The 13,417-nt window shown below is 43.6% G+C and carries 12 protein-coding genes; 3 read left to right on the top strand and 9 right to left on the bottom strand.

The window, feature by feature from the left end; genetic code table 11:
• The first annotated feature begins 47 nt into the window (after window positions 1-47).
• Window positions 48-1,310, top strand: a complete 1,263-nt coding sequence (locus R8G66_01045; GenBank protein MDW3190917.1) for a serine hydrolase domain-containing protein — start codon at window positions 48-50, stop codon at window positions 1,308-1,310.
• 235 nt (window positions 1,311-1,545) lie between these two features.
• Here R8G66_01045 and R8G66_01040 read toward each other — a convergent pair whose 3' ends face one another.
• The 4 genes from R8G66_01040 to R8G66_01025 form a co-directional block, all read right to left on the bottom strand.
• Window positions 1,546-4,152 carry an ABC transporter permease gene (locus tag R8G66_01040; GenBank protein ID MDW3190916.1) on the bottom strand — a complete coding sequence of 869 codons (2,607 nt, stop codon included), beginning with the start codon at window positions 4,150-4,152 and terminating at the stop codon, window positions 1,546-1,548.
• Entirely contained in the window at window positions 4,149-4,487 is a 339-nt protein-coding gene (locus R8G66_01035) for a PadR family transcriptional regulator (protein ID MDW3190915.1), read from the bottom strand. Before R8G66_01035 ends, R8G66_01040 begins: the two co-directional genes overlap by 4 nt.
• A 126-nt stretch (window positions 4,488-4,613) precedes the next feature.
• On the bottom strand, window positions 4,614-5,996 hold the full coding sequence (locus R8G66_01030) for a hypothetical protein (protein ID MDW3190914.1): 1,383 nt from the start codon (window positions 5,994-5,996) through the stop codon (window positions 4,614-4,616).
• A 164-nt stretch (window positions 5,997-6,160) separates the two neighbouring features.
• Entirely contained in the window at window positions 6,161-6,745 is a 585-nt protein-coding gene (locus tag R8G66_01025; protein MDW3190913.1) for a penicillin-binding protein activator LpoB, read from the bottom strand.
• A gap of 283 nt (window positions 6,746-7,028) precedes the next feature.
• Here R8G66_01025 and R8G66_01020 point away from each other — a divergent pair, with 283 nt between their 5' ends.
• Window positions 7,029-7,187: a siderophore-interacting protein gene (locus R8G66_01020; GenBank protein MDW3190912.1), complete on the top strand. Its 159-nt coding sequence runs from the start codon at window positions 7,029-7,031 to the stop codon at window positions 7,185-7,187.
• Between the two features lie 69 nt (window positions 7,188-7,256).
• Entirely contained in the window at window positions 7,257-7,643 is a 387-nt protein-coding gene (locus tag R8G66_01015) for an SIP domain-containing protein (GenBank protein ID MDW3190911.1), read from the top strand.
• Window positions 7,644-7,657: 14 nt separating this feature from the next.
• On the opposite strand, the gene R8G66_01010 is transcribed toward R8G66_01015, so the two are convergent.
• Genes R8G66_01010 through R8G66_00990 form a run of 5 tightly spaced genes read right to left on the bottom strand, consistent with a single transcriptional unit; the run spans window position 7,658 to window position 13,415 of the window.
• A complete protein-coding gene (locus tag R8G66_01010; protein MDW3190910.1) occupies window positions 7,658-8,074 on the bottom strand; it encodes a GNAT family N-acetyltransferase in 417 nt (138 codons plus the stop codon).
• Between the two features lie 7 nt (window positions 8,075-8,081).
• Window positions 8,082-10,463 (bottom strand): carboxypeptidase-like regulatory domain-containing protein, encoded by a 2,382-nt coding sequence (locus tag R8G66_01005; protein MDW3190909.1) that lies wholly within the window; start codon window positions 10,461-10,463, stop codon window positions 8,082-8,084.
• A complete protein-coding gene (gene rpe / locus R8G66_01000) occupies window positions 10,457-11,110 on the bottom strand; it encodes a ribulose-phosphate 3-epimerase (protein MDW3190908.1) in 654 nt (217 codons plus the stop codon). Before rpe ends, R8G66_01005 begins: the two co-directional genes overlap by 7 nt.
• On the bottom strand, window positions 11,111-12,718 hold the full coding sequence (locus R8G66_00995) for a S8 family serine peptidase (protein ID MDW3190907.1): 1,608 nt from the start codon (window positions 12,716-12,718) through the stop codon (window positions 11,111-11,113).
• A complete protein-coding gene (locus tag R8G66_00990; GenBank protein MDW3190906.1) occupies window positions 12,705-13,415 on the bottom strand; it encodes a hypothetical protein in 711 nt (236 codons plus the stop codon). Before R8G66_00990 ends, R8G66_00995 begins: the two co-directional genes overlap by 14 nt.
• Window positions 13,416-13,417 lie beyond the last annotated feature (2 nt).

The raw sequence follows: 13,417 nt of genomic DNA, 5'->3' as shown, positions 1-13,417 counted from the left end.
TGGTGGAAATGTAGTTTCATATAAGACGATTGTTCAACGAAAGAAATATGAATAAGACATCCTTATCATTGCTGATATTGACAGCAATAATCGCTTGTCAAAGTAAGCCGGATCGGAAACAAATGATTTCCGAAGAACTCAACCAGGTCTATCAGGACTATGAACTTATGGGTATGTCTGTGGCACTTATAGCCAAAGGTCAATTGTATTATTCCGGCAGCTTTGGTTATGAAAACGTATTGCCTGGTGACCCAATGACACCAGAGACATACGTTCGAATCGCATCAATTTCAAAAATGTATACGGCACTGGCAGTGATGACCTTATGGGAAAAGGGATTGCTCGACCTGGATACACCTGCTTCAGTTTATTTAGGCTGGGAACTCAAACATCCTGTATTTCCGGAACAGCCAATCACCCTAAGGCACCTGATGGATCATCGTTCAGGGATTAGAGATGGTACGGGATATGGTAATTTCCTCCGAAATATGATTGATAAAGAGGCCGATATACGATCACTATTTCAAGTGGACGGTGCGTACTACACGGAGGATATGTTTGCAAATGAGCCTCCTGGTGTGTATTTCAGCTATACGAACTGTACCTGGGGCTTAATTGCCAGTATGATAGAGAACGTCAGTGGGCAGCGTTTTGATCTTTACTGTAAAGAAAACCTGTTCAAACCCATGGGTGTGCGTAGCTCCTTTAATGTCATGGACCTTGAACCGGAAGAAATAGCTCCTCTCTTTCGAACAGATTCCTCTGGGCTTCGGCAGGCACAGGTGGATGATTTTTCGTCAAAAGCTCCTGTAGAGCGTTCCTACCCCAATTACCAACCCGGTCAAAATGGTCTGATCTACGGTCCTCAGGGCAGCTTACGTACCTCGTTGAACGATCTTTGGGTTACGGCCAATATGTTTATGAATGAAGGAAAAGCCAATGGAAATCAAATCATAAAACCAGCCACCCTGTCGTATTTCCAACAAGATCAATGGACCTATGATGGAGAGAACGGAGACACCTGGGGCAATTTCTGGCATGCTTATACCAAAGGCATGCATTTCATTCAGAATAAGGCAAACGGGGACATCATCTTCCCTGACCGAATACTCTGGGGGCATCCGGGAATTGCTTATGGCTTGCTGAGTGATTTTTACATCGATCTGGAAACAAGATCCGGAGTGATCTTTTTCACCAGTGGCAGCCAACAGGAATTCGAATATGCGGAAGGATCCAGCTTTTATGAAGTAGAAACAGATGTATTTAAGGTGCTTTATCCGCATTTACAAGCCATAGAATCAGCACCTTAAATAACATGAGTTCGGGATAAGATAGAGAAGAAAACGCCTTTAATCCCCTCCTATGGAGGGGTGAAGGGGTGGGTTTCGTAAAATATGTTTTCTGCTCTTTGTTGAATTCAATTGAAAATCACCTTTTTCTTTCAACCCACCTCATACTCCTCCCAAGAGGAGAATATTTGAGTCATTTTCAATTGAATTCAATAATCTTTATCTGAAACTCGCGTTAAATAGCACGACGGGAATCCTATTCGTCCTTCAATGAATGCACAGGATTGCTCACCGAGGCCTTATAAGTATGATAACCTACCGTCGTACCTGCAAAGAGAATCAAAATCAGGAATGTAGCGACAAAGGGAATGGGAGTTAGATCAATATGGTAAGCATAGTTTTCCAACCAACTACTAATAATGAAATAAGCAATCGGCCCGGCGAACATAAAGGCAAATGTTACGAGTACCAAAAAGTCTTTAAACAAGAGTTGGGCAATGTTCAATGAACTGGCTCCCATTACTTTACGCACTCCCAGCTCTTTGATCCTTAGGGCCACCTTATGAGAAGCCAATCCATATAAACCAAGGCATGCAATAACGATGGCCAGGAAAGAGAACGCCAGGGTAAGCTGACCGGTTCGGGTGTCTTCTGCATAGGCCCGAGCATAGATATCTTCGAAGAACCGATATTCAAAAGGATAACTCGGCTCAAAACTGTCGTAAACTTTTTCAATAGATGCCATTGTAGTATTCAGATCACCTGAAACACGTACAGCCAGGGTGGCATAATTGGGATTTAACACGATTTGAAGGGGCTGTATTTCTTCTTTTAAGGACTTAATATGGAAGTCTTTGACCACACCGATCACGGTACCCGTTTCCCCATTTTGACGGATCATTTCACGCCCTATTGGGTTATCCCAGCCAAAAGCCTTTACTGCTGCCTCGTTGAGTATGATTGCTGATTGATCTGTCTTAATCTCCTGATCAAAGGCCCTTCCTTCTTTGATTTCTATTTCATACAACTTAAAGAAATCATGTGTGACACCTACCATGTACATTTGAATACGTTGCGCATCGTCAATGCCAGGCCAATTGGCTTGCGTATTGGATGTAACATTAGTGGGTAAGGACCAACTGGTGGCCACAGCTTCCACACCCCGAACATTCCCAATTTCTTCCATGTATGTCGACAGCTTGTCATCAAATGCATCGTCTCTGGTACTGAGAATGACCACTTGATCACGCGTGTAGCCGGTATCAACGGTATCGATAAAGGACATTTGTCGTTGTAAGACGATGGCGGAAAGGATCAATATCGCAGAAAGTCCAAACTGGAGGATGACCAATCCATTTCTTAAAAGGCTTTTGTACTTGAATTTTCCACGGTTGCTGATCGCGTACAAAGGGTTAAAAGAAGACATGAAGAATGCAGGGTATAATCCCGAGGCGAATGTGATCACCAACCCGAGTAGCCCTAGTTGCAGCCAGAAAATGGGATTAATGAAATCAAACGCCAACGGTCGATCGACGAAATGTGCAAAGATCGGCAGGATGGTATGTGCCAGCATAAGGGCTGTTACCAACGATCCAAAAACCAGCAATCCGGATTCTATTAAGAATTGACTGAGCAAATTAGGGCGCCTGGCTCCCATAATCTTTCTGATGCCCGTTTCTTTGACACGGACCATCGCTCTGGCCGTAGCGAGGTTGACATAGTTGATTCCGGCCATCATGAGAACGATCAGTGCAATCACATTGAAAACATTTAACCGACTGGCATCCACCGCATCTTCCATGCCCCAGTTGATGTGACTTGCAAAATGAACATCGGTCAATGGTTGTAAATAATAAGTTGTTGATTGACCATCCTCATCTATCGGGTCATTGGCGTACTTTGCGCGAATCTCCGGAAGTTTGGCTTCCAGCTTTATAGCGCTGGACCCTTCCTTCAACAAAATGTAAGTATAAAAGGGATTATTGTTCCAGTTGGTCAGGTCTTGTTCAAAAGCATTGTTAGTCCATTCGAAATTCACAATCAGATCCATGATAAAATCAGAATTGACTGGCATGTCTTTGTATACTGCCGAAATCGTCAAGGGTATCTGATTTCTATATGAAATGATTTCATTGACTACATCGGAATGACCAAAATACTTCATTGCCACAGACTCAGAGATTGCGATGTTAGGGCCGTAATTCAGTGCCTGGATTGGATCTCCGTGCAGTATTTCGAGCGAAAAGATCTCGAATACGCTTGGATCCACCGCATGGATTACCGGCTCGACAAAGCTTTTGTTATTGGCCAGCATCAACTGCTTACCATATGAACTGAACCTTGCAGCGTGTTCCACTTCGGGAAACTCATTGAGCAGTGTTTTAGCCAGTGGCCCAGGGGTACCTGCATCAAACCACTGTTCTTCTAAACCGTGGAGTTCTTTGTAGACCCTGTAAATTCGATCAGCGTTTTCATGATGGGTATCGTAGCTGAATTCGTACGAAGTGTAGCGCGTGATGAGTAAAAATACCGTCAAGCCGAACGCAAGTCCAATGACGTTAAGAAGCACATAGCTTCGGTGTTTGTTGAAGTTTCTGAGAGCAATCGTTAGGTTGTTTTTAAACATAGCAATAGGATTTAGAGCGAATTGACTTTGACCTTTGAAATAGAGATGATAAATGATGCTAAGCGATTCTTTGAGGTACAGCCATTTAGCCCTGATTACCCCTTTGGTTTTGACATGGTACTCAAAAAGCTCCTCCAGGTCCCAGAGCGCCGTACTCAGGTAGTCGTAGGAACATAAGCTTTCCAGTAACCAATCAGCAAACCTGGGTGGTCTGGGAGTGCTGTTTTTTGAACTCATGAATTGAGCCAGTTGATCTTAGATGCAGGAATACGATCAAACAATTCATTACGCATAGACCGAACCTCCTGTAAGGCTGCTACTCCCTCTTTCGTGATATCAAAATACTGTTTCCGTCTGCCACCTTTCTTCTCAGTGATACCTCCTACACGGGAATCGACCCAACCTTTTTCCTCCAGTCTTTGCAGCGCACCATATAAGGCACCCAAGCTGACTGTTTTCTGAAGTTGAGATTCCAGTTCCATCTTGATTGTAACCCCATAGGCATTGTCTTCTAACACCCCTACAGTGAGTAAGACCAATTCCTCAAATGCACCTAAACTTAGCTTTTTCATTTATTCTCTTTTTCGTAATAAACTGAAAACTAAAGCATTTGTTACGAAAAAGAGAATAAATATTTCTGAATGTATAAGATTTATACTTTTTAGGTGACGATTAAACAGTGAATTATAAGAATCTGTCTAGTAAAGCGTTTGATAAGTATGGAACACCGTCTTCCCTTTTTGACCGGCGAATGTAAAATCGATGTTTTTGCCTATACTGGTCCCCGATCTGTTGATTTGGATACTAACTTTGTTTTCCCCGGCGTTTAGTGGCATTCGGGTATAATAAATGCTATGTGGAATGGTTTGCCAATTACGGGTATCGGCTTGTTCTGTAATCGCATTGATGAGTCCAACGACCAGTCCTAAGCCTTCACTTTCATCTTCAGCAGCTTTTTCTGTGGCCTTTTTAAGAGCAGCTCTGAGTAGAGATTTCCCAAACTCCCAAACCATGCGTTGTTCCAGGCTTTTGAAGGCAATGGCATTGATGTCTTCTGCCAATTCCAGTTCTTTTTTTTGCTTTCCGAGCTTCAATGTCGCACTGCTGTGTGTCATCGGTCGTTCTACATACTTTGGGAAAGCAACCCGAAAGAACTCCAGGTCGGTCAGGCTTCCACCCTCCTCCTCCTCATCGTAATCATAGGCAAAAGGAAAATTGAAGCCGAAATCTTCATTGACAAAAGTGACGACACCATCACCACCAGGTAAAACGGTGAAGTTGACAGACCATTCATCTTTGATCGGTCCCAGGCCATTGTGCCAAAAGAACACTAATTCTCCATTGGGTGTTGGTTGATGTTGATACTTCACTCCAAATTCCTTTTCATATTTGCGAACCTGATCATCAAATCCCGTCAGATACGCGGATCGTAATAGGTCTTGTTTCAACTGCTCCGGAGCACTTAGAGCAAACAATTGCGTAAAATCTTCCTGATAAATGTCATAAGCATTCCGATAGGCTATGAACGCGTTATTGTACTCTCCATTGGCTTCATAGATGATTCCCATCAGATTATGAATGAACGCATCGCGCTTGTATTTCTTGTCTGACTTATACCGGTCACTTAAGTCATTCAGCCGGTTGTTCAATCGCTTACATTCTACCAGTGCGGCTTCCTTATCCCCTAACTTTAAGTAATTCAAGGCTTTATAATACAGCAACAGCAAATGTTCATGATCCTCTCCAGGATACTTCACCAGCTTTGGGTTGACCAGAAATGAAGCCGCTACATTGAGAGGATTCTGGCGATAGTCTTCACCATACAAGTAGGCCTTTTCGAACTGAACATTACTGTTTTCGTAATCCTTCAGCATGGATGAAACCACCCCGTGATTAGCGTAGTAAAGGAACTCTCCTTTCTTCTTGAGGCGTTTCTTGTTTTTGTTCAGTACAGTCTGTGCCCTTTCAATATTCCCTTCTTCGAAATTCTGATTGAATTCGTAGTTGATTTCGTAGAAAGTGGCGCAGGATGTCCCGAAAAGGATTAGGGTTATAAGGTATGTGTATCTAAGGAAGGTCAAGAGATGGCGTATTGAATTATAAAATACATGACTTGCAATCAACAAAAGCGTCATTCCTGACATGTTCAGGAATCTCAAGCATATATGTACTATCTAATTTTGAGATTCCGGCATACGCTCGGAATGACGGTCATATTTGTAATGCTTTTGTTGAATTAAGGATTTTAATTCTTAATGTATTTCTTGATCTCCTTGTCCCCGATCCAAACCTTCTCGTTGGTTTCAAGATTGGCCAATTCAAGGTTGACTTTGTAATTCACAACTTTCTCTTTCTTGTAGGAATCAGTGGTTGAGTTGATCACACCGAACATCATGAAGTCTGCTCCTAGTTCTCGACCCCAACGTGCTTGTGTTTCAGGAGAAGCGAATTCACCCTGATCAGCTCTTTCTTCACGAAGTTTCTCTCTGAATTCCGCGTTTTGTACCACGCGGACCATGCCACTGTTGATGAACTCACGCTCTACATCTTTGATGAAAGTCTCGGCTTCAATGTGTTCGGCACTTCTGTTGGCCACAATACCAACAATCACTACCGGTCGACGATTTTTGGCTGATTGGAAATCAGACTTCCATGGACGATTCAGCACATCACGGATCATTTCTTCCGCCACGAGTTTAGAATCAGTATCGTTCCATCGACCACTTAAGTCTATCTGCTGGTCAGGGCTTACCCTGGTCACGCTGCGGGAACATGAAGCTAGAAAAATAACCAGAACTAGCAGTGAGATGGATAAAAATTTGCTTTTCATTTTAAAACGCAATTATTGTTATTCAAAGGTAAACCCTGTGCGTAAGACAGGCGTTGAAAATTTATATATTGAATCTGCTTTTCAAGAACCTTGCCAAAAATGTTTTGGTTTCATCAAGCAAGTCACAACAGGAACGTCTTTTGAATAATTAGGGTTGTACAAATATGAAAATAGTTCTCTTCAAATTTTTGAAGTACTTGAATCCAATAAAATATCTCCCAATTTTCGAAGATTAAGGCTTAAAGGTGCTGTTTTTGATTGGCATTGGACACCAGGAGCCTATGTGAAATTACTACTGCCAAATACGGAGAATGATCTAGGTAAATCGAAAGTAAGAACATATACGGTGCGCTCGATCGACCATACTAAGGAAGAGATCACCATTGATTTTGCACTGCATTCACCTGCCGGGCCCGCCACGGACTGGGCATTGAATGCTTAAGTTGGCGACCGGATTGAATTCAAAGGCCCCGGAGCCCTGAAATATAACACTAATGGCGGTGATTGGTACTTGATCGCTGCTGATATGGCGGCTCTACCGGCAGCAATATCCGTTTTGGAATCGTTGGGTGCTGAGGCAAAAGGTCATGCTGTTTTTGAAATTACCGACCCTGCGGATCAACAAGTACTGAATATCCCGGAAGGTATTTCAGTAACCTGGCTCCTTCATCAGCACCCGGATCAGCAGAGTAATCAGCAGCTGAATACCATCAAACGGCTATCTTTTCCTGTAGGTGCACCCAATATTTTTGTTGCAGGAGAACTGAGCACCATTCGTGAAATCAAGGACTATTTCATGGAGCAAAGTTTGATGAACGATCATTCGTACATCAGCTCTTACTGGAAAATTGGGGCTAAGGATGAGGAACATAAAGTGGCCAAAAGAGCATTGGCCTGATTCTAGGATCAGTATCAAAGAAGTTTCTCCATGATCACGAAATCAATACCCCCTTTGATATAAGTCTGATCGGTAGTCACAAGACCATATCGCTCATACAGAGCCGTTTTATCTTGTCTGGCATTGCACCATATCCGCTTCACATGCTGTGCTTCCAATTCGTTTAGAATATATGCTAAGAGCTTGCCGCCATATCCTTTGCCCTGGTGTTCAACGACTGTTGCAAATTTTCTGAATTGTGCTTCATCTTCTCGAATGAATACCGATATGATTGACACCAATTGATTATCGACAAATAGACCATAATGTAGTCCTGAAGGATCTTCTGGAATTTTTACAAAATCCAAAGGATGATCCGGCCACATGACCTGGTGTCGAATAGACCAGGTAAGTAGATACGTGATTTGTTCGATGTGCGGCTTCCCAGTCATGAATCTATTAGAAATTCGTGATTAATCGAAGGTTTAAGAACCTGGCAGATAGTGAATTGGGAATAGCCAAACTTCCTCCGGTTACGTCCTCAATCCAGGTATATGACAAGGTATTGTCGGCAGCCAGTGCATTCAAAATCTCCGCACGGATTTGGATATTGTCCAGGTATTGATGTCTTGGCAATTCAAACAACTTTGAAAGTCCCAGATCTACTCGATAATACTCGTCGCCGGAAAAACTATTCCGCAAATCTGGCCTTCCCGGAGGTCCAAACGGATAACCTGACCCGATATTCATGTTGAGATAGACACGCATTGTAGGGTCCTTCGGTAAATGATCTTCGAAATACACCCCTAGGTTAAGGACTTGATCAGTCGGACGCCTGATGTATCCTCGTCCATCATTCTCAATATCTTCTCTGGTTTGCAATATGCCCAGGCTGAACCACGATTGTGTTCCCTGAATGAATTCTCCATTGACCCGCAGGTCTAAACCACGGGCAAAAGCTCGGGCATCATTATTGGCAAAATAGCGAAGCCGAATGTTTTCTACATCATAGGCTACTACGTCCGATAGTTGCTTCCAATAAGTTTCCGCGGTAAAGATGAAGTCCCTACCCCACATCCTGTAGCCTTTTTCAACAGAGAGGATCAGGTGAATGGACTTTTGGGCCAGTACATCGTTGTTGATGTTGCCTTGCCGGTCCCGAAGCTCGCGATAAAACGGGGGTTGATTATAGACGCCAGCGGCGAAACGAACCGCAGTTGTTGGATTGAACTGATAGCGATATTGCAACCTGGGACTGATCAGAAGTTCTTCATTCTGATCCCAGTAATTTACGCGTACTCCATAATTGAAGATGTGGGCAGAATCTCCAAGAATAGTGGTATTCTGGATGTAACCAGTGTATTGTAATGATTGTAATTCCAGTTCATTAAATGCCGTTTCTGTAATCGTGACAAATCCGGCGGAATCGATGAAAGAATACTCATTGATCTCATCCTGAATGTCCTGATAGCTGACTCCAACTCCGAATTCAAGGAAATTCCGCTCGTTGATCAATACATCGTTACGGCTTTCGAAGTTGGCAATCAGTGCTTGCAACTCGTTTCGTCCATAGTCATAGTTGGTTCCGGCACCCTGTGTAATAATGCAATTATCGAAATTGCTAGACCCAGGATTACTATCCACGTCACACAATCGATAGGCACCTTCTACATCAAAATCTTCCTGTTCCGTAGTACTCACAACCGAACCAATGAAACTTGTCCTGAATCGTTGGTTCAATCGATGGGTCAGTCTCCATCCTGCCTGATAGGTGTCATAATTCAGGATTTCACGCCCAACAAATGCGGTTTGCAACCTGAAGTTTCTCCGAACCGTACCAAACTCAGTCGTAAGCGAAGCTGGCTCTGTCAGGTACCGATTCCTGGCATAGGAAAGCAGCAATTCCAGTTTTGTTCTATTGATGAAACTACTGTTCTTTTTCGACAGGTCAAAGGACAATAAGGACTGTGCATCTGTAAACGTCGGAAAGTATTGCCCATCCACTTCCAAAGTATTCAATAAATAGCGTGAATCTCGGTGACGAATACCCAAGATGTATTTGGAGCGATCATTACCCAACTTGCCACCGATGTAGCCAGTACCTCCCAGCAAACCCAAAGAAACAGATCCTTCGGTCGCTTCGGGAGATTTATATTCGATGTTCAAACTGGAAGACAACTTATCTCCGTACTTCGCTTGCCAGCCTCCTGCATAGAACCGTATGTCTCTAACCAGATCTGAATTCACGAAACTTAAGCCCTCTTGCCTTCCTGAATTGGCCAGGAAAGGTCGATAAATAGGGATTCCATTCACATACACCAGGTTCTCATCGAAGTTACCTCCACGAACCGAATAGGCACTGGACAACTCATTGTTATTGGAAACCCCAGGCAACGTAGCGAGTACCTGGCTGAATTCACCAAAAGCTGACGGCAATTGTTTGGCCTCTCGCCCTCTGAGTCGGGTTACCGTGTTTGGGTCCGTCCTCGATTCATCTTCCTGTTCACCGCTAATTTCTACTTCTTGTAACACCTGCCGTGATTCAACCAGCGTGATATCATTGACGGTATTACTTCCTTCTAAGGTGATGGTAGCTTCCTGAGGGGTGAAACCCACGAATGTGAAACGCAGCGTAATCACCGAACTGGATGTACGCAGGCGATAGTTACCTGCTCGATTCGTGGCAGTTACTCTGTCGTTGGTGATGTTCCGTACGTTGACACCTATCAGTGGTTCTCCGGATTCATCTGTTACAGTGCCAGTAACCCGAAAAGTCTGCGCAGTAGTGGTCAATAATCCGCACAGCCAAAAGATGATCGTTAAAAGGAATGACTTTAACAAAGGCTGAGGTCCTTAATTGTTTGAACCGGGTCAGATGACCTGAAAACAAAACTACCGGCTACCAACATGGTTGCCCCGGCTTCTTTCAAAGCTGTAGCGTTAGATGCCGAAACTCCACCATCAATCTCTATGTCCAACGAAGGGTTGCGCTGTTCGGCCATCGATCGTAGTTGGCGGACTTTCTCATAGGTACGTTCAATGAACTGTTGACCTCCAAATCCTGGATTAACTGACATGATCAGGGCCACGTCTATATCTTCCAGAATATCTTCCAGCGTATTGACTGGGGTATGAGGATTCAACGCAACCCCTGCTTTTGCACCAAGTTCTTTGATGCGACTTATTGTTCGATGCAAATGGTTGCATGCTTCGATATGCACGGAGATGATCTCAGCTCCACTGTCAATGCACTGCTCGAGATACAAATCAGGGTTTTGGATCATCAAGTGAAAGTCAAGCGGTTTCTCAGCGTGCTTTTGGATGGCTTTGGTTACGGGGAACCCAAATGAAATATTGGGCACAAATATGCCATCCATGATATCGATATGGACAAAATCAGTAGTACTGCTGTTGATCATCTCAATTTCACGCTGCAGGTTGGCAAAATCACCTGCCAGAATCGAGGGGCAAACTTTAATTTGGGACATTCAATTAGGGTAGTTCAGGATTCGGATCGTTTCAGATCCATGTTGGGTTCTTAGTTTTAAAAAGTATATTCCAGAAGCTTTGTCTGTCAAATCCAATTGTATTTTACGTGGCTCCGACAAAGGGATGGAAATAGTAACTTCTTGACCGCTTTCATTGAATAACAGTACTTCTTCAAGATTAGCATTCAACGATTCCAGTGTCATGCTTCCAGTGGTAATAGGATTAGGATAAAATGACCATTTCAATGGTTCTTCATCGACTGTCAGTACACGATTTAATTCAAAATGAGGAATACCATATCCAACCAAATTATTGGGTGCATCCGCCTGACTTCCTCTTGCTTTAATGGCCTGCAACAATTGTACATTGTTCCAATCAGGATTGGCCTGCCAAAGACCTGCTGCCAAACCCGTCACCAGGGGTGCCGAAAAACTAGTCCCCGAAGAAGTGGTAAAATCGCTTCGGAATAAAAAAGAAGGGCTTCCCTGAGCCATTACGTCAGGCTTAATGCGTCCATCCGCTGAAGGGCCAACTGAACTAAAATCCGCTCTAATGCGTGTATTGTTCACTGCACCAACGGCAAGTACATTCGGACCGTCTGCAGGGGTTGAAATCAATCTCCAGGCGGAATCTCCGGAATTACCCGCACTGGTTACAACAAACATGCCTTTCGAAAAAGCCAGCTCAGCTGCTCGCGTAATTACTGCTGTGGCCCCATCCAGATCCTGATTTGTGTAGCTCATGGATGGATCATCAAAATCTGTGTATCCTAAGGATGTACTGAGGATGTCGATACCCAGACTATCGGCATATTCCGCGCCAAATAACCAGTTGTATTCTTCTATCCGGTATTCTGTGGCTACATCTTCTGTGACGAGTAATAATACGGGTGATTCATAGGCCACACCTCTAAATTCTGTTCCTGCATCTCCAACAATGGTGGAAAGTGCTCCTGTACCATGGGTGGAATATTGAAAGGCATTGTTACCGTTGGTGACGTAATCCTTGCCACCCAGATATTGCCCTGATGTAAATAAGTAGCTGAAATAACTAGATGTATTGACATTGCGATAGCCCCCATCCATCAAAGCGATTTGAACATCTGCCCCAGTAAAACCTGCCTCATTCATATCGATGGCTCCAAGCATGTTTCTTTGCGACCTATTATTCAATTCGCCGGGTGAGAAATTCTGATTTCCGGTAAATCCGGGATCAGCGGTTACCTGCACCGTGAGCCTTTGATTTGGAGCCACAAATTCAATATGACTGACATAAGTCAATGCTTCAATAGAAGCCAGTTTTCCTGGCTCGGTTTGAATCAATACGCCATTCATCCATTTGGTGGTAAAATACGTTTCAACCTCCAATTCCCGAATACCATCTATGTATCCTGGATTGACAGGTAAGTCCTCTTCAGTAATTGCGATATTCTGATTGGTTCGACGATCAATGGCGCGTTGCGTCAAATACGCGGATGGATTTTCAATGCTGTAAGGACTATTAGCCTTATCGTTGAAAAAAACCATGTAACGATTGACCTGAGCCAGCGATTGGTAGCTGAGGACAAGTGTAAACGCAATACTTAAGAATGCTTTATAATTTACCATAGTCGATTAGAACCTGAGATAAAGAGATGCCACTTAATGTGTCACCAAAACTATCAGGACATTTTGTGTTGTCTGAACAGAGATTAATGACAAATAGGTCTTTCTGGACCAGTCCAATGCCATTGACATAGATCTCGCTTCTTTGATCAGTTCCTACGATTGGGTCTATGACGTTACTCAAAACCGTTTTGGCAATCAGTGAAGTGTCCTGATCGATGAGTGTTGATAGAATTTCTCCAGACCCGACAGCAACATAATTAAATCTTTGAAATCCCTGGTTGTTGAAAGCGTTTCCATCCCAGGATTCACCCACGCTCACTGGAAACACCAATTTTACTAATGCACGACCATTTTCCGTAACCACTACCGAACGGGAGGTACTTCTTACCGTCCAGATCGAATCTGTACGCCATTCTGCAGCTTCCCGAAGTTGTCTGCTGATCAGATACGTCACTTCTCCGGTAGCAGACACCAGGCTATCGGAGATCAATTCCCTCAATTCGTATGAGCTGGTATCGTTCCCTAAAACCAGGTAATCGATCTGATCCATTTGATAAGTCCAGAAATTACCTACTTGTAGCGGATAATAACCTGATCCGGAAAGGTCAATATTGGGAGCTTCCGATTCCTCACATGCCTGAAACAGACACACCACTGTGATCAACGATATCAGAAACTTCCCAATCTTCATTTTCATAT

This window comes from Cytophagales bacterium, from assembly GCA_033344775.1.
In the GTDB taxonomy this organism is placed as follows: domain Bacteria; phylum Bacteroidota; class Bacteroidia; order Cytophagales; family Cyclobacteriaceae; genus JAWPMT01.
The sequence above is the reverse complement of the archived record's forward strand: the minus strand, read 5'-3'. Positions and strand labels throughout refer to the sequence as shown.